We start from the raw sequence: 23,721 nt of genomic DNA on the forward strand, positions 1-23,721 counted from the left end.
CTCCCTTCATGTCGACACTATGTATACGTTTTAAATCCAAATAAGTTTCAACTTTCCAAAATGAAAAACCGCAAGCTTTACGCTTGCGGCTTTGGTTGTCAGAATAATTATGAAAGGTGTTGTTGTACGTATTTATTTACAAGTGACCCGTCTGCTTTACCCTTTACTTTAGGCATAATCGCAGCCATCACTTTTCCCATATCCGCTTTTGATTTTGCACCGACTTCAGAGACTGTTTCTTTAACAATTTCTGACAACTCCTCTTCGGAAAGCTGCTTCGGTAAATACAGTTCGACGATAGCCAATTCTGCACGCAATTTATCAACAAGGTCTTGACGACCTGCTTTATCAAATTCATGGAGGGATTCTTTGCGTTGCTTCACTTCGCGAGAAAGGATAGTTAACTCAACCTCTTCGGAAAGCTCTTTTGTTCCAAGCTTAATCGCTTCATTTTGCAATGAAGCTTTGACCATCCGAATCGTTATGAGTTTGTCTTTTTCCTTATTTTTCATCGCTTGTTTCATGTCACTATTTAAACGCTCGAGAAGACTCATAAATTACACCCTCTCTTAGAACTTACGTTTTCTTGCTGCTTCAGACTTTTTCTTACGCTTTACACTTGGCTTTTCGTAGAATTCGCGCTTTCTTGCCTCTTGCAAAGTACCAGTTTTTGATACTGTACGTTTGAAGCGACGAAGAGCATCTTCAAGCGATTCGTTTTTACGAACGACGGTTTTAGACATTCTCTTTCCCTCCCTCCGAAACACAACACACTTACACTCAATCCATGTACCTTGCAATTATAATATAACCTGTAATCAAGGTCAACTGTATTTATAGAGATGAAACAAGCTTTTACTAATTTTATTCATAAATCCACAATTTTTTGAACAACCTCTATAAATCTGGCATGTCCCCTTCCCTCAGGCATACAATGAAGAGAGGGGTGAAGACATGCTATACATAGTATTATTTATCTTATTTATCTTATTATTTATTTTTGGCATGACCATTATTAGGTTTGGATTATTTAATTTGTCGGGGAATAAATTAAAAGGATGGCTGACCAAATTAACAAGCACACCACTAAAAGGTATGGTGACAGGCACTTTTGTTACGGCATTATTACAGAGCAGTTCTGCAGTCATGGTTATCACGATTGGCTTAATTTCAGCAAAAATCATGACTTTTCCCCAATCAATCGGGATTATTTTGGGTACAAATATCGGAACAACCTTTAAGACAGAGCTAATTACCTTCAATCTTGATAAAATTCTAGTACCCCTTGCTATTATTGGAGCCTTACTTACCTTTTTTAAACCGATCAAGATTAGAAGCATTGGTATGGTCACCTTTGGTATCGCCTCAGTTTTTACAGCTATGAAAGGTTTTGAGCTGTTAGCTCAGCCATTAACCGCCCTCCCATTTATCAATAATTTTATCCTCTCTATTAACGATAATATTTTATTAAGTATAGTAACTGGAGCAGTTATTACTGCTATCATTCAATCTAGTACAGCGATGACCGGTATCACCATGGGTTTTTTAACCGCAGGTCTTCTTCACCTTGATGCAGGTATCGCTATCGTATTTGGTGCTAATATCGGGACATGTATAACGGCAATGATCGCATCTATTGGAGGCGGGAAAGAATCAAGATTAGCTGCCTTTGCACACGTTTGGCTCAATGTAGCTGGTGTTTTACTTTTTACTCCCTTTATCCCCGCTTTGTCCGAAAATGCTCATTTATTAGCGGATGAAAAAATGATTCAACTAGCACATATTAGTGTTATATTTAACGTCGTTTCATCCATCATGGTCCTGCCTTTTGCGACAAAGTTTGGTGAAATGATCCTGAAAGTCCATGGTGAAAAAATAAAATAAACACAAAAAAGACGGCCATCGCCGTCTTTTTTAGTAATCTGAAGTAACAGTTAAGCCTTGAAGAATGGCAACTCCTGCACTTGCGCCAATTCTCGTCGCTCCTGCTTGAATCATTTTTTCGGTATCTTCCGTATTACGAACCCCTCCGGAGGCTTTAACTCCAATATCAGGCCCCACAGTTTCTCTCATCAGCTTAATATCTTCAACTGTAGCACCGCCTGTCGAGAATCCAGTCGATGTTTTAACAAAGTCTGTTCCTGCGTTTACTGCTAGCTCGCAGGCGCGAATTTTTTCTTCCCTTGTAAGCAAGCTTGTTTCAATGATAACCTTCGTTAATGCTTTGCCCTTTGCAGCTTCAACAACTGCACGAATATCCTTTTCCACTAACTCATCATTTTTATCCTTCAATGCGCCGATATTGATTACCATGTCAACTTCATCTGCACCATTCTCTATTGCATTTTTTGTCTCAAATGCTTTGGTTTCCGGAGTAGCAGCACCGAGTGGAAACCCAATAACAGTACAAACCTTAACGCCACTTCCACTCAATAAGCCTCTCGCAGTACTAACCCAAGTAGGGTTTACACAAACCGAGAAAAATTTGTGCTCCTTAGCTTCTTGGCAAAGGGTCTCAATTTGTTGACGCGTAGCATCTGCTTTTAACAAAGTATGGTCAATCATCGAAGCAACATTAGCAGTAGCCATTTTCTTAGCCCCTTTTCAAATCTGTAGTTGAAAGAAAGTTGATTCTAACAATAGAATACCCAAATCAAGATAAAAAAAAGGACCAAAATAGGTCCTTAAATGGCAGCTTCTTCTTCTGTAAATACTTCAAATTTAACTGGTTCATCTTCAACAATTCGGACAAATTGTCCTTCATTATGAGGATAGCCGGCTTTTGAAATCTTCACTTTTACAAGTTTACCAATCATTTCTTCTGTTGCAGGGAATACCACTTTCAAATAATTATCTGTATATCCTACATACAGTCCCTCGCTGAATTCTTCTTCGGGTATCACTTCTAATACGTCACTTTCAAATTTCGAAGCATATTCCTTAGCTAATTGATCAGAAAGAGCAATTAAACGGTGCACTCGCTCATTTTTAATCTCTTCGTCCACTTGGTCTTCCATTCTGGCAGCAGGTGTTCCTGTACGCTTAGAATAAGGGAAAACATGTAGTTCAGAAAATTTATGTTCATTAATAAAATTATATGTTTCCATAAATTCTTCTTCCGTTTCACCAGGAAAACCAACAATTACGTCTGATGTTACAGCAAGACCAGGAAGTACTTCTTTAAGGCGGTCTAATCTTTCGCCAAAGAATTCCATCGTATATTTACGACGCATTCTTTTTAATACTGTATTTGAACCTGATTGAATTGGGATATGCAAATGACGAACAATAATATTTGAGTGTTTAATTACTTCAATTACTTCATCACTGATTTGACTTGCTTCAATAGAAGAAATTCGGAGACGTGCAAGTCCCTTCACCTGAGCTTCTAAATCACGAAGCAACAAGGCTAGGTTGTAATCCTTCATATCCTCTCCATATCCACCTGTATGAATTCCGGTTAATACAATTTCTTTGTAACCAGCATCCACAAGCTGCTGTGCTTGGCGAATGACTTCCTTTGGATCACGAGATCTCATTAGCCCGCGTGCCCATGGGATTATACAAAAAGTACAGAAGTTGTTACAGCCTTCTTGAATTTTCAATGAAGCGCGTGTACGATCGGTAAATGCAGGAACATCAAGCTCTTCATAGACACGATTCTTCATGATATTACCAACACCATTTATTGGCTGGCGTTCTGTTTTATACTGTTCAATATATTCAAGCATTTTTACCCGGTCCTGTGTCCCAACTACGATATCAACGCCAGGTATTGCCATAATTTCTGCAGGTGATGTCTGCGCATAACATCCTGTCACACAAATAACGGCGTCAGGGTTTTTGCGGACCGCACGGCGAATCACTTGACGGCTTTTTTTATCGCCTGTATTTGTAACCGTACAAGTATTAATGATATATACATCAGAGATTGATTCAAAATCAACTCGTTCGTAGCCTTCTTGCTTGAACAATTGCCAGATTGCTTCAGTCTCATAATGATTCACTTTACATCCAAGTGTATGAAAAGCGACTGTTGGCATTGTATTCATCTCCTCATTAATTCAAAATGGTAGGAAATCGCCGCTAGAGCATACAGTGGCGCAGTTTCCGTTCTTAATATACGCGGACCTAATCCGCAAAGGACAAAATCATTGTCCCGTAGTACGTTAACCTCTTCTTCAGCTAGTCCACCCTCAGGACCAAATACCAAAAACAGCGATTCCCCTGGTTTCATTTTTTGTAATGTTGCTGAAAAAACAGATGTTTCACCATTTCTGCTCTCTTCTTCAAAAGCAGCTAATTTATAATGAAAATTTTTGCTTTTCTCTATCAAAGCTTTAAAATTCATTGGGCTGATAATTTCAGGGACAAATCCACGATGGGATTGTTCTGCTGCCTCTTTGGCAATTTTTTGCCATCTCTCTACTTTTTTACCGGCTTTTTTATCATCCCATTTTACGACGGAACGACGGGCAGAAAAAGGAATAAATTCGCTGGCACCAAGTTCAGTACCTTTTTGAATAATCCATTCAAGTTTGTCCCCTTTTGGAAGTCCGCTGGCAATCGTAATTGAAATAGGAAGCTCTGACTTCTCATCTTTCCATTGTACAACGTCTGCAACGACTTGTTCATCGGTAATTTTTGCAATTTCACACACTGCACCATTCCCATTTGGATCAACACAAATGATTTTGTCTCCGATTTCCATACGCATAACCTTGATAATATGGTGGCGGTCATCACCATCAATCACAAAACTATTTTCATTTGCTCGTTGTTTAACAAAGTAGCGTTGCACACGATGCACCCCTCTAAAAGATTTTACTCTTTATTGTACTGCATTAAATCTCACTTTTAAAGCAGTGAAATAGAAAAAAGGGGGTTTATCCCCTTTTTTAAAAATTATGTCCTTTTAGCGATAATTGCAACCCAATCTTCCATCAAGATGGTTTCAATGATTTCAAATCCAGACTGAACGAGTCCTTCTTTTACTTGATCTTTCTTCTGCTGAATAATTCCTGAGGCAATAAAAGTTCCTCCAGGCTTAACAACACGTGCTACATCATCTGTGAAACGTAGAATAACTTCCGCTAAAATATTTGCAACGACAACGTCAGCAGAATTCTCTTCTACACCATCTAATAGATTATTTTGCGAAGTGGCTACTTTGTCGCTTACTTTATTAAGCTTGATGTTGAGTCGCGCTGAAGTTACAGCAACTTCATCTAAATCATAGGCACGAACATCCTCTGCGCCTAACATGGCAGCAGCAATACTAAGGACACCCGAGCCAGTACCAACATCTATTACCCTGTCACCCGGCCTAACAGATCTTTCTAATGCTTGAATACACATGACCGTAGTCGGATGCGTTCCAGTTCCGAAAGCCATCCCAGGATCCAGTTCAATGATTAATTCATCACTGCTGACTGGCGTGTATATCTCCCAAGTAGGAACAATCGTAAACTTCTCTGAAATTTTAACAGGATGGTAATATTTCTTCCATGCTGTTGCCCATTCTTCTTCATTTACTTCACTAATGGTTACTTTATTTATTCCAATATCGATATTGTGGATGATTAGATTATTAATGGATTCTTTAATACCATCCACGGTCTCACCTAGAAAGCTGTTAACAGGTAAATATGCTTTAACGATAACACCTTCTTCAGGGTAATCATCTGGATTGAGTTGGTAGATTTCCCCGAACTGATCTTGCCTTTCCTTTGTTAGCTCAAAAGGATCTTCAATAACTACACCGCTGGCACCGGCCTCGTGTAAAATATGTGATATTGGTTCAATCGCTTCGTTTGTAGTGTGAATACTAAATTCAGACCACTTCATTCTACCAGCTCCAATCCTTACTCGCCTTTAAAGGCTCGTTTTACTTTTGAGAAAAAACCTTCTTCATGTTCACCAATTGGTGAATTTCCACTAAGTTCTGCAAATTCACGAAGAAGATGCTTTTGTTTATCCGTTAACTTAGTTGGAGTAATAATACGGACGATTATGTGCTGATCCCCGGTTCCATATCCGCGTACATTTGGGATTCCCTTACCTTTGAGTCGGAATTTTGTTCCTGTCTGTGTACCAGATGGGACCTTAACTTTTACTTTGCCATGCAAGGTTGGGACTTCAATTTCATCTCCGAGCGATGCTTGAACAAAGGTGATAGGCATTTCACAATAAACATCGTCGCCATCTCTTTCAAAAAACTCATGCTCTCTTACGTGGAAAACTATATAAAGATCACCAGATGGACCTCCGTTTATACCGGCCTCACCTTGTCCAGAAATCCTTAACTGTTGTCCATCGTCAATACCTGCAGGAATTTTCACATGAATCTTTTTGCGTTTTTTCACCTTACCACTACCGCCACAGGTAGCACATTTATGCTTAATTTCTTTTCCTGTGCCATTACAATGGTGACAAATACGGCGATTGACCACTCTGCCAAAAGGTGTGTTCTGTTCAACATTTAACTGTCCTGTTCCATGACAGTGCTGACATGTTTCAGCTTTTGTTCCTTTTTTAGCACCAGATCCGCTGCATGTACCGCAGGTTTCTTCACGTGGAATTTCAATATCTGTTTCTTTTCCAAATGCTGCTTCCTCAAACGAAACTGTCATCGTGTACTGTAAGTCAGCACCTTGTCTAGGGGCATTAGGATCACGCCTGCGTGATCCTCCGCCGCCACCGAAAAACGTATTAAAGATATCCTCAAAACCACCGAAGCCGCCGCCGAAATCAGCGCCGCCTCCAAAGCCTTGGTTTGGATCGGTATGACCAAATTGATCATAATGTGCCTTTTTTTGGTCATCGCTTAAAACCTCATAAGCTTCAGCAATTTCTTTAAATTTATCTGCAGCATCGGACTCTTTATTAATATCAGGATGATATTGTTTGGAGAGCTTCCGATATGCTTTTTTAAGTTCATCCTTAGAGGCGCTCTTACTGACACCTAGCACCTCATAGTAATCCCGTTTACTCATGATTACCACTCCCGAATCTTTCACATAAAGATTATTTTAACATCTATAAGAAGATGATTGCAATAAGAAAAGCGCAAGGCGCTTGCTCATCGGCTATAGCTGAACAATAATTTGTCTATACCCTTAACAAAGAAAAAGCCAAAGCCCCTTTGCTGACTTTGACTTTTTCAAAAATTACATAGCCAATTCTATTTTTCGTCCTTGACTTCTTCAAATTCAGCGTCGACTACATTGTCATCCTTAGGACTAGCATTTCCGCCTTCTGCACCTTGTGCTCCTTGTGCTGCCTGAGCCGCTTGTTCATAAAGCTTAACCGTTAACGCTTGGACAATTTCTTGTAAAGCGTCTTTTTTAGCACGGATTTCTTCAAGGTCGTTTTTCTCAATTGCTTCTTTTAAAGCATCTTTTGCTTCGTTAGCTTTTGCAACTTCAGAAGCATCCACTTTATCTTCTAAGTCTTTTAATGTTTTTTCAGTCGTAAACACTAATTGGTCTGCTTCATTGCGAAGTTCCACTTCTTCTTTACGCTGTTTGTCAGCTTCAGCATTTTCTTCTGCTTCTCTAACCATTTTTTGAATTTCTTCATCAGAAAGACCAGTTGAAGATTTAATTGTAATTTGCTGCTCTTTATTTGTGCCAAGGTCTTTAGCACGTACATTAACGATACCGTTCTTATCGATATCAAAAGTTACTTCAACTTGTGGAATTCCACGTGGTGCTGGTGGAATATCAGATAATTGGAAGCGACCTAATGTTTTATTCAGATTCGCCATTGGTCGTTCCCCTTGAAGAACGTGGATATCAACGGCTGTTTGATTATCAGCAGCAGTAGAGAACACTTGAGATTTTGACGTTGGGATTGTTGTATTACGGTCAATCAACTTTGTGAATACACCGCCCATTGTTTCAATACCAAGTGAAAGTGGTGTAACGTCAAGTAATACTACATCTTTAACATCACCTGTGATTACGCCCCCTTGAATGGCAGCACCCATTGCTACTACTTCATCTGGGTTAACCCCACGGTGTGGCTCTTGACCAGTTGCTTTTTTGATTGCTTCCTGAACAGCAGGAATACGAGTTGACCCACCAACGAGAATAACTTTATCAAGTTGTGATGGAGATAAACCAGCATCACTTAATGCTTGGCGAGTTGGTCCCATTGTCCGCTCAACAAGGTGAGCAGATAGCTCATCAAATTTAGCTCTTGACATTGTCACTTCAAGGTGAAGTGGTCCAGCTGCTCCAGCAGTGATAAACGGTAAGGAAATTTGAGTAGAAGTGACACCTGATAAATCCTTTTTCGCTTTTTCTGCTGCGTCCTTTAAGCGTTGTAATGCCATTTTATCTTTAGAAAGGTCAATGCCATTTTCTTTTTTGAATTGTTCTACTAAGTAATCAATAATTACTTGGTCAAAGTCATCTCCGCCGAGACGATTGTCACCAGCAGTTGATTTTACTTCGAATACGCCATCTCCAAGTTCAAGGATGGATACGTCGAATGTACCGCCGCCAAGATCGTAAACAAGCACAGTTTGGTCTTGATCTGTTTTATCTAGACCGAATGCAAGTGCTGCAGCTGTCGGCTCATTGATAATACGTTCAACTTCTAAGCCAGCAATTTTACCTGCATCCTTAGTTGCTTGACGCTCTGCATCATTAAAGTAAGCTGGTACGGTAATAACAGCTTTTGTAACTGGCTCCCCTAAATAATCTTCAGCATAAGATTTTAAATATTGAAGGATAATGGCTGACATTTCTTGTGGAGTATAATTTTTCCCTTCAGCTTCTACCTTATAATCTGTACCCATATGGCGTTTAATAGACATAATGGTATTTGGGTTAGTGATTGCTTGACGCTTTGCTACTTCCCCTACTTGACGTTCGCCATTTTTAAACGCTACTACAGATGGTGTTGTGCGGTTTCCTTCTGGATTTGGAATAACCTTTGGTTCGCCGCCTTCAAGAACAGCAACACATGAGTTTGTTGTACCAAGGTCAATACCGATAATTTTACTCATTTCCCTTTTCCTCCTAAGTATTAATATGTAGGGTTATTGATTTACCTGAACCATTGATGGGCGGATAACCCGATCCTTTAACATGTATCCTTTTTGAAATTCAGCACTTACGATATTTGAGCCAAAATTCTCATCTTCTCCCTGCATTACTGCTTGATGGAAATTTGGATCAAATTCTTTCCCAACTGCTTCTATTGCTTCAACGCCTTCTTTTTTTAAGGCATCTACTAAACTGCGATAGACCATCTCCATTCCTTGAAGCAAGGAACGAGATTGCTCATTGTCTGCTTCTATTTGCAAGGCTCTTTCAAAATTGTCCAAAGCTGGAAGCAGTTCAGTTACTAACTTTTGTGCTTTATATTTTTCACCCGCCTCAATATCTAATCGAGTTCGACGGCGGAAGTTATCAAAATCCGCTTGAAGCCGCAGGTAACGATTATCTGCTTCTTCTAATTTACTGGTGAGGTTTTGAATCTCAGCAGCATAGTCTACATCCGTTGAATCTTCATTGGAATCCCCTGCTTCATCAAAAACAGTTTCAACTTCCTCATTGGTAAGTTCCACTTGTTCATTCGTTTCAGATTCAACTTCCTCATTTAGCGTGTTGTTCTTTTCTTCTGTCAACTTACTCACCTCCTTAAAGGATTTTAAAACATTTATTGTAAAAGTTAATTTCATGAAAAGGAGGGCGAAAATAGAGGTTTTCACCTAGTGAAATACGCTGTCATTCACCTAGGTGGAATACGCAGTAATTCACCCTTACTCAATATTTCCACCCCTAATATTTTTGATACAGGTTTGTTAACACTGAGGTTAAATCCTTACTTAAAAACTGCAGCAAGCTTATGACTCGTGAATATTCCATTCTAGTTGGCCCAAGAATCGCAATGGTTCCCAATTTCTCTGCTCCAACTGAATAGGTTGCGGTAATAAGGCTGCAATTTTCCATAGCGCTATTATTGTTTTCCCTGCCAATTTTCACGTGAATACCAGCTGATTCATTTTTGATTAGAGGGTAAATCCACTCTTCGTGATCAATCATTTGTAATAGTTCACGAATTTTACTGATATCATGAAACTCTGGCTGACTTAACATATTTGTCTTTCCGCCAAAGAAGAGTTTTTCATTAACCGGCATTTTTAGCGAATCAGCAATGGTGTGCATCATTAAATCGTAATTACGGATATGCTGCCTTAGTAACATTGCCACTTCTTTGTAGATTTTATCATTTAAATCTTCAAGCGCAACCCCAGTCAAACGCTCATTTAGAATATTGACTGTCGTTTCTAAATCACTTGCATCCACGGTTGGAGGCAAATAAAATGTTCGGTTTTCAACATGGCCCGAATCCGTTACAAAGATTGCTACTGCACTTTCCTTGTTTAGAGGAATGATTTGTATCCGTTTAAGTTTATTAAAGCTGGCCGCAGGACCTAAAACGATAGAAGTATAATTGGTTAGCTCAGATAATATCCTAGCTGACTTTTGAATAATTTTTTCAAATTCAAAAATTCTCTCAGCAAAAATTGATTGAATAATCGTTATATCCTGCTTGTTTAATGCTTGAGGCGACAGCAAATGATCTACATAATACCGATAGCCTTTTTCAGAAGGAACACGACCAGAAGAAGTATGTGTTTTTTCAATATAGCCTAGTTCTTCAAGATCAGCCATTTCATTCCGAATAGTCGCCGAACTAAATGATATTTCATCCTTTTTCGACAAACTCCTTGAGCCGACAGGTTGTGCAGACCGAATAAAATCATCAACAATAACCTGAAGAATCAATAATTGACGATCTGTTAACACCTTTCATCACCTCTGTTAGCACTCATTGAAGTCGAGTGCTAATTCTATTAATAAATTATCAAAAATAGGGGGATGGTGTCAATCATTTGGCATTAAGAAATTACAAAAGCACCTAGATAGCGGGTTAGTTGGTAACCCCTAAAAAGGATTGAAAAACCTCATTTCCTAATAGCCTCCCTGTTTTTGTTAAATATATATTATCTTCTTTCACTTCTATCCATTTTTTAGTAATTAAATCAGCTATCTCATTCTTAAATAATTGCATAGGATCCACATCAAACTTCCCGATGAAATGAGAGATAGATACTCCAGCGGTTTTTCGCAGACCTAAAAACATTTCTTCTTCTATTTGTTCTGCTTTTGAAGTCTGGTGTTCTTGAAAGATAGGAAGACTTCCGTCAGCAATTAGATCCATATATTTTTTCAATGGTCCTGCATTCGAGCGTCTCCAGCCATTCACATAGCTATGAGCACCTGCACCGAACCCATAATAGTAATCGTTATTCCAGTATGTTAGGTTATGTTTGCTTTCATAGCCAGGCTTTGAAAAATTACTAATTTCATATTGGTTAAATCCATGCTTTTCCATTTCCTCCATTAATAGTTCATACATTGCTGCTTCAATATCTTCACCCGGAGTAGGAAGTTTACCTTTTTGCAAAAGATTATAAAAGACCGTCTTCGGTTCAATAATTAATGAATACCCAGAGTAATGTTGAATATCAAGAGTGAAAGCCTCTGATAATGACTCTTTAAAATCAGTTATTGTTTGGGTTGGCAGACTGAAGATTAAATCAATGCTGATGTTTTCGAAGCCGAGAGACTTTGCATTCTCTACTGTTTGGTAAACATCCTTGGCACGATGGACACGGCCAATTTTCTTTAATAATTCATCATTAAAGGTTTGGACACCAAGACTGAGCCGGTTAACACCTGCATCTTTTAATATCTGCAACTTGCCTTTTGTTAAATCACCCGGATTTGCCTCGAATGTAAATTCTAGATTACTGCTCATAGGTAAGTTCCTATTTATACTATCGCAAAACCGTTCAAGCTGCTTTTCATTTAGTGAAGTAGGCGTCCCTCCACCCACAAAAATGGTTTGCAATTTGTCAGTTGGATATTTATTTAATGTTAAGACCATTTCTTGCTCAAGCGCCTGTAAATATTCATCAACCGGCTGCCCTTTTAGAAAAACTTTATTAAAATCACAATAATGGCAAATATGCTCACAAAAGGGGATATGGAGATAAGCAGATTTAATCATAATACACCTTCTTCTAGTAACAAAAAGAGGCAGGATTTCGCCTATATTAGACTTTTCCTAACCTCCCGTTTCTTTTTTATTTTTTTGAATTGTTATCATCCATTTTTAGGACAGCCATGAAGGCTTCTTGTGGGACCTCGACAGAACCAACCTGTTTCATCCGTTTTTTACCTTCTTTTTGTTTCTCGAGCAGCTTTCGTTTACGGGAAATATCTCCCCCATAACATTTAGCCAATACGTTTTTACCCATGGATTTAATGGTTGAACGAGCAACAATTTTTTGGCCAATAGCGGCTTGGACAGGAACTTCGAATTGCTGCCTTGGGATTAATTCCTTTAGCTTCTCAACAATGACTTTGCCGCGTTCATAGGCAAAATCTTTATGAACGATAAAGCTTAAGGCATCCACCTTTTCAGAGTTTAACAATATATCCATCTTTACCAAGCTAGAATGTTTGTAGCCAATTAATTCATAATCGAATGATGCATAGCCTCGGGTGCTAGATTTAAGTTGATCAAAGAAATCATAAACAATTTCTGCTAACGGAATTTCATAGATGATGCTTACACGGTTTTCACCTTGGTATTGCATATCAATAAATATACCGCGCTTTTGCTGACACAGCTCCATAATCGCTCCAACATATTCATTTGGAGCCATCATCGTTGCTTTAACGTAAGGCTCTTCAACATGGTCAATTTTCTGTGGTTCCGGAAGATTGGAAGGGTTATCCACTTTTATTTGATTGCCATCTGTCATGTGTACATTATAGATAACACTTGGAGCTGTTGTAATCAAATCAATTTTGAATTCACGCTCAATCCGCTCTTGAATAATCTCCATATGAAGAAGACCTAAGAACCCGCAGCGAAAACCAAAGCCCAGTGCTTGGGAAGTTTCAGGCTCGAATTGAAGTGCTGAGTCATTTAACTGCAGCTTCTCAAGTGCTTCACGTAAATCATTAAATTTCGCAGTATCGATTGGATATAATCCGCAATACACCATTGGATTTAATTTACGATAACCTGGAAGCGGTTCGGTCGCACCATTTTTTGCATTGGTAATCGTATCCCCGACACGAGTATCTCCAACATTTTTAATAGCTGCTGAAAGGAATCCAACATCCCCAACAGTTAGTTCGTTTAACTGGGTCGATTTTGGTGTAAATACTCCTACTTCATTCACTTCAAATTCTGCACCTGTTGCCATCATTTTAATTTTGTCGCCCACTTTTATACTTCCATCAACAACGCGAATGTAGGCAACTACACCACGATAGGCATCATAAAGGGAATCAAAAATCAAAGCTTTTAATGGGGATTCAGGGTCACCAGTTGGAGCAGGAACAGTTTTAACTACCTGTTCAAGGATATCTTCAATCCCAATACCTGCTTTAGCAGAGGCTAGTACCGCTTCAGAGGCATCTAATCCAATAACCTCTTCGATTTCATTACGAACCCTTTCAGGTTCAGCACTTGGCAGATCAATTTTATTAATAACTGGTACTATTTCAAGGTTATTATCTAGTGCGAGGTAAACGTTCGCCAAGGTTTGCGCTTCAATTCCCTGAGCCGCGTCAACAACTAACACAGCACCTTCACAGGCAGCAAGGGAACGAGAAACCTCATACGTAAAATCGACGTGTCCTGGCGTATCAATCAAATGGAAGATGTATTCTTCACCATCTTTTGCCTTGTATTTTAATTGTACAGCATTTAACTTAATCGTAATCCCGCGTTCTCTTTCTAAATCCATCGAATCTAAAAGTTGATCTTTCATTTCACGGGATGTTAATGCATTGGTTTTTTCTAAAATACGGTCAGCTAATGTTGATTTCCCATGGTCAATATGGGCAATAATAGAGAAATTTCTTATCTTAGATTGTCTTTTTAATTTTTCTTCTCTGTTCATGTGTTTCACTCCTACTATAACTCGCACAATTACACTATTTTTGATTATAGCAGTACGGGAAATAAGATTCAATCAAAACTGAAAAGCGGAAGTGCCTTGCCCAAAGAAAAAAGCAGTTCATTTTTTCCCAGGGGCGACAGGCATAAGACGAGCGCTGACAGAAGGCGCTCTTTGCCTTCCGAAGCGATTGGCTTATGACCCCGAGCCCCTAGGCACTGAAGCTAGACAAAAATCACACAAAAAAAGCGGCATCCAAGAGAAGGAACCGCTAGGAATATTTATTCGGTTATTAGACTAATCAGTTTTTCCGAAGCAGAGGAGACACCTTCAGAAATCTTCTTTCCCATCGAAGAAAATAGATTAAAGGCACTTATTTCCTCAAGTTTCTTTTTCTTTTCATCAATATCATGACTCGATATTTCATTTCCCAAAAAAGTAGCTTGTACATGCTCGCCATTGTCATTAATACCAACAGCATTTTGAAAATTCGGGTCATCGTAGCCCTTCATTTTATGAATGCCGTCATTCGCCAGCTGCATCCCAGCTAGTACCGATATAAACATAATGGCTATGATACAGAAAAACTTCAGCATGAACATTTTCATATGACATGCTCCTTTACCTCTATTCTTTATCAGTGGATTGCTCAACATCTTGATTCACTTTTTCTGCTTGCCAGAAATATTCACTAAAAACATCAGCAAGTGCGTCAGCTGAACGGTTTAACTCCTCAAAAGTATTGTCAACACCGCCAAATTCCACTAATATTACATTCTCAGACAAATTTTGATTATAGACACCGTTTTGCCCAGCACCCTGATTCATGTGGATTCCCCAGCTCAATCCCTTATATTTCTCTTCAAGGAGTTTATGCAGATCACTAGCTAACTTTTCATTTTTTTCATGATTTGGATTTTTCCCGCCAATAACAAAAGCCAACTGTGCATATGCCTTACCATTTATCATAACCGTCGTTTTATCTTTACGTCGTGCATCTCTATGGATATCAATAAAATATTCCAATTCAGAGTTTGAGGCCATTGCCGTCTGAACTAATTCACCAGATTTCTGATAAGTACTAGCCATTTTCACGGACCCCATAATATCAGATTTATCAATTGAGGTTCCAATACCTCTAGCCTCTAAGCTTTCCTTCAACTGATCGCCTATCTTGGTGACATTTAATTGTGAATGATAAGCAAGATTCGGATCTGTTACCCCTTGTAAATAAGGAAGGTATGACTCGCGATTATGCGTAAAGTAAAGATGTACCACCTTTTTATCACCTGTTGTAAGTGAAGGATTCGAAGGAATTTCATCCTCGTTCCCTTTGTCAATACCTTCAATATTTTGCAGTGATGCTTCTCGTTCTGCTTTCATTATTTCTAATGGGGGTGAGGATTCAAATGGCATGTTCGTATAATTTGATCCTTCCCCAGCAACAAGTATTTTCCCATCAAACTGTTCAAAGCCTGGAAGCTCTCTGCCTAGAAGGCTCCTTGGATCATTTAAATTAATATTACTTGAAAGCTTAAAAATTAAGTTAGTCAGCTTGGGGCTTGCGGTTAAATCATCTTCAATGGATAAAAAATGGTGATTCTCCCAAGCCATAAGCTGATAGAGCATTTTCCCATTTACTTGATTTGTTGCTGTATTAACAGAATTAGACATAGGTCTAAACTGGGGCTTTAATGATGTTAACAGCCCACTGATGGAAAACACCAAAAGCATAAACAGCAAGATAAAAGAGGTTACTTTTATTAGATTCGTCCCTTGCACCGTCAAAAACAATCCAGAATTCCTAGTAGATTTCATGGTTCCACCTCTCAATTTGATTCTAGTAAATACTTATGACATTACTAGAATTGCTAGAACCATTAATCGCAATTGAGAGGTGGTCACTTAAACTTTATCGCGTATAGTAACCAGTATTTCCCTGATCTACATTACTGTGAAGCGATGCATTCAATCCGCTCGCAATCAGGTTGGCCATATCTTCAATAAATACATCTACTTCCTTAGGGGTAACCATTAGATTATGTCCTAAAGGGGAAAGGACCTCGTATATTAATTTACGTTTTTCTTCTTCTTCTAAGGTTCCAATCATCCCCAGGAAGGTCTGACGGTGCTTTTCTTCTGGAAGATCATCATCGGTAAGTTTTTTTCGTTCCCCAAATGTCATTCCCGCTGGTGCGAGGGCTCGTGAAGGACGATTTCCTTCCTTAAGCTCCTTACCAAAATGCTTCAGGATATAATCAATCGTGTCACTTGTAATCGAAACGGCATCAACAACAGTCGGAACACCAATAGCGATAACCGGAACTCCTAATGTATCTTTACTTAATTCTTTTCTTTTATTTCCTACTCCTGATCCTGGGTGAATGCCTGTATCCGAAACTTGTATGGTAGAATTGACCCTATCAATCGATCTTGCTGCTAATGCATCAATAGCTATAACAAAATCTGGTTTTGTTTTTTCGACTACTCCAAAAATAATATCGCTCGTCTCAATCCCTGTTAATCCCATTACTCCAGGAACTAAAGAACTAACTGGACGGTAACCTTCCTCAACATTTTCTGGCTGTAATTGAAACAAGTGTCTGGTGATTAATAGGTTCTCACAGACCATTGGACCAAGTGCATCTGGGGTAACATTCCAATTTCCTAAACCTACTACAAGACAAGAGGCATCTTTCTTAATCCCTGTACCTTCTAGAAAGTGAGCAAATTCTTTAGCAAATATTTCTTCTACTTTTTGTTGTAAAGGGGTATCCTGCTGTCTAATCCCTTGTACTTCAAGGGTTAAATAGCGTCCTGCTTTTTTACCCAGCTGTGTTGCACCTGCATCTGTGATCTCTACTAAAGAGATTTTTATATCATCTATATCTTTTTCTTTAATAATGACTCCTTCAATTTGCGAGAGGTTCTCTCCCTGTTGAACTGAGCCTTCCCTGTCAGCAATAACCATTTCTCTCGCTTCAATAGCTAAATCCGTTCGAATTGAATACTGGCTTAGATCGATATTGGTGTTTTTATTCTCCTGCAATATGTCTCGCTCCTATCCTTAAGTTCTAAACTAGAAACTATTCCCTATTTTTACCCCTTTTCCGCTAAAACATTCAGGTTATTCTTAGATGTAGATAATTCTAGTATTGCAAAATAAGGTTTGGTTTGATAAAATATCTCTTGTTCTGATTAATTGTGAATGAAGGTAAAGTCGAGTTCATATAATCTCGATTCTTTGTAGGAGGTGAAAGTAATGCCTAACATTAAATCTGCTATTAAGCGTGTAAAAACAAGCGAAGCTCGTAATGCTCAAAATACAACTGTTAAATCTGCAATGCGTACTGCTGTTAAGAAAGTAGAAGCTGCTGTTACACTTAACGATGCTCCTGTAGCTAAAGAAGCATTCACTGCTGCTGCTAGCAAACTAGACAAGGCTGCTGCTAAAGGACTTATCCATAAAAATGCTGCTGCCCGTAAAAAATCACGTCTTGCTAAAAAAGCTAACTCTCTATAATAAAAGCGGAAGCGCCTTGCTCAGGGGCGACAGGCATAAGACAAGCCGGCGAGAAGGCTGTTCTTTAGCCTTTTTGACGGATTGGCTTATGACCCGAGCCCCTAGGCGCTGGAGCTAGACAATAATAAGAGAGCATAAAAAAACGATTCCTGATTGGAATCGTTTTTTTATGTCTACCGTTTTATTTTGAACAATAACATCTCAATTAGTAATGATTTATTCATGCCGCCCGTTTTCATCTGAAGGTCAGCATTCGCCAGCATGCTCATTAGGTTAGTTAATTCTTCATCCGTAAATTGATTAGCTTGCCCCGCGGCTAACTTTACCCGGAATGGATGAGTCTTTAAATAACCCGCCATTTGCTGTTGTCCATAACCTCTCCTTGAAAGCTCCTTCACCTGATAAATAAGCCTGAATTGTCCCGCGAGCAAGGCTAATATCTTAATCGGTTCCTCATTTTGCTTTAATAAATCGTAATAAATTCTAAGTGCGTCTTCGGGTTTTCTTTGCACTACCTTCTCAATTAAAGTAAAAATATTTTGTTCAAGCGATCTTGACACTAATTTCTCAACCATAGAAGCATTAATTTGTTTTTCTTCGGCAGCATACAAAGCTAATTTATCAACTTCACTTGTTATCATAAACATATTTGTACCCACAAGTGTAATCAGGAGTTCAAGTGCATCTGGGTCGAAAACAATTCCATTTAATTTTGCTCTTTCTTTCACCCAATTTTTCAATTCGTACTCATTCAACTTCTTTGCTTCAACTGTAACTGCCGTCCTTTTTAGCTCTTTGGTGATTTTTTTCCGTTCATCGAGCTTTTCATATGGTGCTGATATCACTAAGACGGTATAGGGTGCAGGTTCTTTTAAATACAACTCTAGCCGTGCTAGATTATGTTCCATTTTATCTTTTGTCTTCTCAGCCGTTAAAAACTTAGGATTATGTAAAAAAATTACCTTTTTCTCACCTAAAAAAGGAAAGGTTTCTGCGTCTTCTAGAGCCGTTTCAATTGGTGCTTCATCTAAATCATACGCAGTAAAATTAAAATCCTTATCCTCTTCATCTAAAACCTGATTAAGCAGCAATTGCTTTGTTTCATTGATTAAAAAGGCCTCCGTACCATATAATAAATAAATGGGAGCAATTTCCCGTTGTTTAATTTGTTTCCAAATATCTAATACCATTTTCCAAGCTCCCCTTCGATTCACTTTCATTATCTATCGTAATGAAGCTTGGACATTTTGACAAGTGTTAAAAGGGAATTGACAGCTTTCTTGGAAAGCGCCAATTCCCGATCTATGATAAACGCCTGCAATTAAAGCCCTAGGATCTTTTAATTGCCTGGCGGAGTTCCTTGTGTAAATTTAGTGTCACCTTTTTGGGATAAAGTATTTGTGTCAACTCTTGTCAATAAAGGAAGTAGATATTCAAAGCATGCTGGATTTTTCAAGTAAAAAAGCTTATACTATTATGTGAAATAGGAGGGGTATATTGTGAATGAATTTGAAAAGAATGTACAAAGTAAAGGCAACGACGCAATTGATTCTGGAATAGGTTTTGTTGTTTCTTTTGGTGTTTTTGCTGTAATGTTTATTATTGCAACAGTTATTAAAGTTGTCGGGTCCTAATCTTATGCACTGCTACATAATCAGTTCTAGGAGGCTGTAATCATACAGTCTCTTTTTCGTTTTTAGTTAAGTTATTGCTTTATCTTATGTAAAACGGAAGAAAAGGTTCCACTCTCCTGATAAAACCTATAGGTAATCGCACCATGGACATCGGTCCTGTATACAGTTGTATTCTCGAGATGTTCTAACACCTCGGTATGAGGATGTCCATAACGATTATATTCACCAACTGAAATCCATGAGATAGCAGGTTTTATTTTATTTATAAATTGCTCACTTGTTGATGTTTTACTTCCATGGTGTCCTGCCTTTAGTACATCTATCTGCAAATTAGGATAATTCTTTATTATCCTTTCCTCTCCCGCTTGATCAAGATCGCCGCCAAAAAACCAATTAAGCCCTCCAATATTCGCCATAATTGCAATCGATCCACTATTCCGCTCACCTTGATAATTTTCTTCAGGACTTAGAACATAGAATAAACCCATTTCATTTTTCCATTGGCTCCCATCGGCGACCATAACAATCTGAATACCTCTTTTTTTTGCTTCATGAATAATGGATAACTCTGATTTTGATGGTTCAGCAACTGATGGCATTAAAATTTGTGTAACTTCTATTTCTTTTAAAACAGCAAGGGCGCCGCCAATATGATCAGCATCACCATGAGTAAGAATAAGTTTATCTAATTTTGTTATCCCCTTTCCTTTCAAAAAAGGGACCACAACATCTCTCCCTACTTCAAATGGTTTTGCAGACTTTTTCCATTCTTCTTCTTCAAATAGGATGGTTCCTCCCGTATCAATTAAATAGGTACCCTTACCGAATGGGTAATGGATTAAAATACTATCTCCCTGCCCAACATCAATCATTGTGACTTCCCCAAATGGATTTACCCAATTCCAGATATTCTGGAATGTAATCAAGGCAAACGCTAAAAAAATGACCTGTAGTTTCCTCTTTTGATGAAAACCCGATTCCCATATTAAAAAAATGAAGACGATGATCACCATGTAAATGATGAAGAGAAGTAAATTGGGTCTTCCTGTCACAAGCTGGGCAAAAGATAGGTCTGCAAGTTTTTCAATAAGTCCATTGGCTAAGGTAATAATTTTCATAAATAAGTTAATAAGAAATGACGGAGTATCGTCAAATATGAGCTGAATGAGATACAAGATATATAACCCAGGGAGAAATACAAACGAGAAGAGAGGAATATAGAGAAGGTTAGCTGCAATGCTTATAAATGAAATTTCGAAAAAATGATACAGTAAAATCGGTAAAGCTGCGAGCTGAGCAATAACGGAGATAACAACCATCGATGAAATCGTTTCTTGATACCGAGGTAAAATACCAGGAACAGATAAAATAATCGCATAGCTAACTGAAAACGATAACTGAAAGCCTGCATCTAAAATAATCAAGGGAGAAAAAAATACATAAATCATTAGGGTAAGGCTTATGGCATCAATTGGTGACAATTTTATTGGTTTCTTCCAACGTAAAACAAATAAAACAATAAAAAGCATTAAAACCGCACGAATAACAGAAGGTGAAGCACCTGTCAAAATCGCATATATCGGCAGGAGGACGAGAAGAAAATTCATCATAAACTGCTTAGTCAATCCGATTCTTATTCCTAAATAAAAAACCATCCCGATTAATAGGGAAACATGAAGTCCAGATATTGCTAGTAAATGAACAATGCCCGTTTTTTGATAATTTATCAGCACCTCAGAATCAAACATACTTCTATCTCCAAATATTAACGCGGCTGATAGGGCTGCAATTTCTGCGGGGAAATGTTTTTCGAGATATTTAATACCAGTAAAACGGACCTCCTTAATTATGGTTAATGGTGTTGATTTAACTTCAGCACATTTATTTAGAGGGTTATTTTCTAATTCAACTATCTTATAAATCTGTTTTGCAGCTAAATATTTCTGGTAGTTAAAGGCATTTGGATTTTTGGCAATTGAAGCTTCTGTTAATACTCCTGTTACATAACATAAACGTCCGTAAAAATTCGTATCTTTTAGAGCCTCTTTCTCTGCCTCTGTTTTTATTTTATAACGTATTAAAAGCCTTTCTTTATTCTTTATATCAAATGCAATAACCTGGAGTAAATCGCCATCAACTTTGGTATTTTCAGTATATTGTAGATAAAAGGTTGTCAGAGAATCGTGCAGCTTAGTCTTATTATGTGTAATCGTATGTTGACCGGTGAGGAAAAAAGTAATAAAGAGGCAGATGACGATGAACAATTGTTGTTTTGAATATTTCTTATACGTATGAAGCAGATAAACATAAATAATGGAACAAAGTAAGATAGGCAGAAAGAAAAGTGAGGTTAAGACTCCTAATACGGCTGCAATTGCAAAATAGAAGCATTTACTATTCATTGTTTTCTCCAATTTGTTGGGGAGTATTTTAACGCCGGATAAACCGGCGTTATTTTTGGGGATTATTGACTTATCTTACGAAAATCAATCACTGATTCTTTTAATTCTACCTTTTCGGTTTTCACATTTGCTTGTTGGAATAACTCCACTGCATGAGGGTGATTCTTATAATCCTCTGCATAATAGACTATCTTAATCCCTGCTTGAATTATCGCTTTACAGCACTGCAGGCATGGAAAATGAGTAACATAAATTTCAGCTTCAGCTGTAGGGACACCAAATTTGGCACACTGCAGGAGGGCATTCATTTCAGCATGTATCGTCCTTACGCAATGATTATCTATGACATAACAGCCTTTATCAATACAGTGGTCTCCACCAGCGATAGAACCGTTGTAACCACCGGCAATAATTCTCTTATCTCTGACGATTGTCGCACCCACTGTCAGCCGTGTGCAGGTACTTCTTAACGCCAGCAAATGACTTTGAGCCATAAAATATTGATCCCACGAAATGCGTTCCACTTTCTCCAACTCCTCCAAATTTCGATATATTTCTCTCTTAAGTGTAATATCTAAGACTTTAAATGGTCAATTAGTTTTCTTATTGAACTGTAATTAGATCCTTTAGTTTTTCAAATGTTTTATCACCAATCCCGCTAATATTTTTCAAATCCTCGACACTCTTAAACGGTCCGCTTGTTTCCCTGTATTCCGTAATCGCAGCCGCTTTTGAGGGACCAATTCCCGGAAGGTTTTGCAACTGTGTTTCATCTGCTTTATTTAGATTAATTTTTGCTTGATTACCAGAACCTCCGCCAGTGATTGAAGGATTAACACTTGTTCCTGTAGATATAGTTACTCCTTCCTCGCCCTTTGCAGGGATATAAATAACCATTGCATCCTGAACATGCTCAGCAAAGTTCACCTGACTTTCATCGGCGTTTTCAGTTAGCCCTCCAGCACGTTGGATCACGTCTATTACCCTTTCACCCTGATTTGATGAATAAACACCCGGCATGGCAACCTGCCCCTTTACATCAACCATAATGATTTCCGGTTCCTGAATTTCTTCTTGTACTGGTGGATTATCCTTTTCATCCTTTATTTCTTGCTGGACAATATTTTCTACATTACTAACAGAAGATTTACTTTCTTCTAAGAAATAAAAAATGGCAGCAAAAGCTATAATGGCAGTAATAATCACATACATCTTATGCTCATACATCCAGTCCTTCATAAGTAATCCATCCTTTCAATTGGTATATTTCACTATCATATTTCATATTGTTATTAGAGAATCTGCATGCGAAGGAGGATCGGAATAATGAAAATTGGTATCATTGGTACCGGTAATATGGGGACAATTTTGGTTGAGGCCTTAATCGATGGAAGAGCAGTTTCCCCTTCTTCAATGGTAATTACAAATAGATCAAAAACTAAAGCGAAGCTGCTTAAAGATAAATATAAGGGAATAAGGGTTGGGGAAAATGCAGCTGAAGTGGCATCTCAATCCGATTTAGTGTTTATTTGTGTTAAACCCTTAGATGTTTATACCATTATTAATGAAATTAACCCACATTTAAATAATAGAAAATGTGTTATTTCCATCACAAGTCCTATCGAAACAAGTCAACTTGAAGCAAAAACAGCTTGTTCAGTAATCAGGGTTATTCCGAGCATTACAAACCGTGCATTAGCGGGAGTTTCGCTGATAACTTACGGTGAACATTGCAGTGAAAATTGGAAAACAAAAGTGGAAAGTATGTTTGCGAAGATTTCGATACCAGTAAGTATTGAGGAGAATATCACAAGAGTGGCTTCTGATATCGTTAGCTGCGGTCCAGCATTTTTCAGTTATTTATTGCAGCGTTTTATCCTTGCTGCTGTGAAAGAAACGGAAATTGATCAAGATACGGCTACAGTGATGGCTAGTGAAATGATTGTTGGCCTCGGAGAGTTATTAAAACAAGGTCATTATACATTACCTTCGTTACAAGAAAAAGTTTGTGTTAAGGGTGGTATTACTGGTGAGGGCATTAAGGTGATGGAGGAAGAGCTTGGAGATCTCTTTGAACATATTTTCCAAGCGACACATACAAAGTTTAATGAAGACATTGAAAAAGTCAACTTGCAGTTCTATAAGCATTAATTCGCCAAG

Annotated in this window: 22 protein-coding genes and 1 pseudogene; 4 read left to right on the plus strand and 19 right to left on the minus strand. The window is 38.3% G+C overall.

The window, feature by feature from the left end:
* Positions 1-107 precede the first annotated feature (107 nt).
* Together MLOOGBEN_RS05100 and rpsU are read right to left on the minus strand one after the other, a co-directional pair.
* Complete coding sequence (locus tag MLOOGBEN_RS05100; RefSeq protein WP_095250131.1) at positions 108-554, minus strand: GatB/YqeY domain-containing protein; 447 nt, start codon at positions 552-554, stop codon at positions 108-110.
* A gap of 15 nt (positions 555-569) precedes the next feature.
* Positions 570-743, minus strand: coding sequence for a 30S ribosomal protein S21 (gene rpsU / locus MLOOGBEN_RS05105; protein WP_007087607.1), 174 nt, complete (start codon positions 741-743; stop codon positions 570-572).
* A 211-nt stretch (positions 744-954) separates the two neighbouring features.
* On the opposite strand from rpsU, the gene MLOOGBEN_RS05110 reads away from it, so the two are divergent.
* Complete coding sequence (locus MLOOGBEN_RS05110) at positions 955-1,884, plus strand: Na/Pi symporter (RefSeq protein WP_179157174.1); 930 nt, start codon at positions 955-957, stop codon at positions 1,882-1,884.
* 30 nt (positions 1,885-1,914) lie between these two features.
* Here the strand turns inward: MLOOGBEN_RS05110 and deoC are convergent, their stop codons facing one another.
* The 13 genes from deoC to gpr all read right to left on the minus strand — a co-directional run bounded on the left by deoC (position 1,915) and on the right by gpr (position 17,051).
* The gene (gene deoC, locus MLOOGBEN_RS05115) at positions 1,915-2,589 is read right to left on the minus strand and encodes a deoxyribose-phosphate aldolase (protein ID WP_179157175.1); all 675 of its coding nucleotides are present in this window, start codon (positions 2,587-2,589) and stop codon (positions 1,915-1,917) included.
* 95 nt (positions 2,590-2,684) lie between these two features.
* Positions 2,685-4,043, minus strand: a complete 1,359-nt coding sequence (mtaB, locus tag MLOOGBEN_RS05120; protein WP_179157176.1) for a tRNA (N(6)-L-threonylcarbamoyladenosine(37)-C(2))-methylthiotransferase MtaB — start codon at positions 4,041-4,043, stop codon at positions 2,685-2,687.
* Between the two features lie 5 nt (positions 4,044-4,048).
* Complete coding sequence (locus MLOOGBEN_RS05125; RefSeq protein ID WP_179157177.1) at positions 4,049-4,801, minus strand: 16S rRNA (uracil(1498)-N(3))-methyltransferase; 753 nt, start codon at positions 4,799-4,801, stop codon at positions 4,049-4,051.
* Between the two features lie 104 nt (positions 4,802-4,905).
* Entirely contained in the window at positions 4,906-5,847 is a 942-nt protein-coding gene (prmA, locus tag MLOOGBEN_RS05130; protein WP_179157178.1) for a 50S ribosomal protein L11 methyltransferase, read from the minus strand.
* 17 nt (positions 5,848-5,864) lie between these two features.
* The gene (gene dnaJ / locus MLOOGBEN_RS05135) at positions 5,865-6,995 is read right to left on the minus strand and encodes a molecular chaperone DnaJ (protein WP_179157179.1); all 1,131 of its coding nucleotides are present in this window, start codon (positions 6,993-6,995) and stop codon (positions 5,865-5,867) included.
* 188 nt (positions 6,996-7,183) lie between these two features.
* Entirely contained in the window at positions 7,184-9,016 is a 1,833-nt protein-coding gene (gene dnaK / locus MLOOGBEN_RS05140) for a molecular chaperone DnaK (protein ID WP_179157180.1), read from the minus strand.
* Between the two features lie 33 nt (positions 9,017-9,049).
* Positions 9,050-9,640 (minus strand): nucleotide exchange factor GrpE, encoded by a 591-nt coding sequence (gene grpE, locus MLOOGBEN_RS05145; RefSeq protein ID WP_306430723.1) that lies wholly within the window; start codon positions 9,638-9,640, stop codon positions 9,050-9,052.
* A gap of 154 nt (positions 9,641-9,794) precedes the next feature.
* Positions 9,795-10,826, minus strand: a complete 1,032-nt coding sequence (gene hrcA / locus MLOOGBEN_RS05150) for a heat-inducible transcriptional repressor HrcA (protein WP_179157181.1) — start codon at positions 10,824-10,826, stop codon at positions 9,795-9,797.
* A 124-nt stretch (positions 10,827-10,950) separates the two neighbouring features.
* Positions 10,951-12,093, minus strand: a complete 1,143-nt coding sequence (gene hemW, locus MLOOGBEN_RS05155; protein ID WP_179157182.1) for a radical SAM family heme chaperone HemW — start codon at positions 12,091-12,093, stop codon at positions 10,951-10,953.
* Positions 12,094-12,169: 76 nt separating this feature from the next.
* Positions 12,170-14,005, minus strand: coding sequence for a translation elongation factor 4 (gene lepA / locus MLOOGBEN_RS05160; protein WP_179157183.1), 1,836 nt, complete (start codon positions 14,003-14,005; stop codon positions 12,170-12,172).
* A 278-nt stretch (positions 14,006-14,283) separates the two neighbouring features.
* Positions 14,284-14,610 carry a YqxA family protein gene (locus tag MLOOGBEN_RS05165; RefSeq protein ID WP_179157184.1) on the minus strand — a complete coding sequence of 109 codons (327 nt, stop codon included), beginning with the start codon at positions 14,608-14,610 and terminating at the stop codon, positions 14,284-14,286.
* 19 nt (positions 14,611-14,629) lie between these two features.
* The gene (gene spoIIP, locus MLOOGBEN_RS05170; RefSeq protein ID WP_179157185.1) at positions 14,630-15,820 is read right to left on the minus strand and encodes a stage II sporulation protein P; all 1,191 of its coding nucleotides are present in this window, start codon (positions 15,818-15,820) and stop codon (positions 14,630-14,632) included.
* A 94-nt stretch (positions 15,821-15,914) separates the two neighbouring features.
* Positions 15,915-17,051, minus strand: coding sequence for a GPR endopeptidase (gene gpr / locus MLOOGBEN_RS05175; protein WP_218781040.1), 1,137 nt, complete (start codon positions 17,049-17,051; stop codon positions 15,915-15,917).
* 213 nt (positions 17,052-17,264) lie between these two features.
* Between gpr and rpsT the strand changes: the two genes are divergently transcribed.
* On the plus strand, positions 17,265-17,525 hold the full coding sequence (gene rpsT, locus MLOOGBEN_RS05180) for a 30S ribosomal protein S20 (RefSeq protein WP_179157186.1): 261 nt from the start codon (positions 17,265-17,267) through the stop codon (positions 17,523-17,525).
* Positions 17,526-17,698: 173 nt separating this feature from the next.
* Here the strand turns inward: rpsT and holA are convergent, their stop codons facing one another.
* On the minus strand, positions 17,699-18,715 hold the full coding sequence (holA, locus tag MLOOGBEN_RS05185) for a DNA polymerase III subunit delta (RefSeq protein WP_179157187.1): 1,017 nt from the start codon (positions 18,713-18,715) through the stop codon (positions 17,699-17,701).
* Positions 18,716-19,024: 309 nt separating this feature from the next.
* Between holA and MLOOGBEN_RS05190 the strand changes: the two genes are divergently transcribed.
* On the plus strand, positions 19,025-19,159 hold the full coding sequence (locus tag MLOOGBEN_RS05190) for a YqzM family protein (protein WP_179157188.1): 135 nt from the start codon (positions 19,025-19,027) through the stop codon (positions 19,157-19,159).
* A gap of 71 nt (positions 19,160-19,230) precedes the next feature.
* On the opposite strand, the gene MLOOGBEN_RS05195 is transcribed toward MLOOGBEN_RS05190, so the two are convergent.
* From MLOOGBEN_RS05195 to MLOOGBEN_RS05205, 3 genes and pseudogenes are all read right to left on the minus strand, one after another.
* The gene (locus tag MLOOGBEN_RS05195) at positions 19,231-21,561 is read right to left on the minus strand and encodes a DNA internalization-related competence protein ComEC/Rec2 (RefSeq protein WP_179157189.1); all 2,331 of its coding nucleotides are present in this window, start codon (positions 21,559-21,561) and stop codon (positions 19,231-19,233) included.
* A 77-nt stretch (positions 21,562-21,638) separates the two neighbouring features.
* Positions 21,639-22,085 (minus strand): annotated as a pseudogene (locus tag MLOOGBEN_RS05200) (ComE operon protein 2); the annotation flags it as partial.
* Between the two features lie 79 nt (positions 22,086-22,164).
* Positions 22,165-22,800 (minus strand): helix-hairpin-helix domain-containing protein, encoded by a 636-nt coding sequence (locus MLOOGBEN_RS05205; protein WP_179157191.1) that lies wholly within the window; start codon positions 22,798-22,800, stop codon positions 22,165-22,167.
* Positions 22,801-22,887: 87 nt separating this feature from the next.
* Here MLOOGBEN_RS05205 and comER point away from each other — a divergent pair, with 87 nt between their 5' ends.
* On the plus strand, positions 22,888-23,712 hold the full coding sequence (gene comER / locus MLOOGBEN_RS05210) for a late competence protein ComER (protein WP_179157192.1): 825 nt from the start codon (positions 22,888-22,890) through the stop codon (positions 23,710-23,712).
* The last annotated feature ends 9 nt before the right edge of the window (positions 23,713-23,721 follow it).

Source organism: Bacillus sp. EB106-08-02-XG196, assembly GCF_013396335.1.
In the GTDB taxonomy this organism is placed as follows: Bacteria; Bacillota; Bacilli; order Bacillales; family Cytobacillaceae; genus Neobacillus.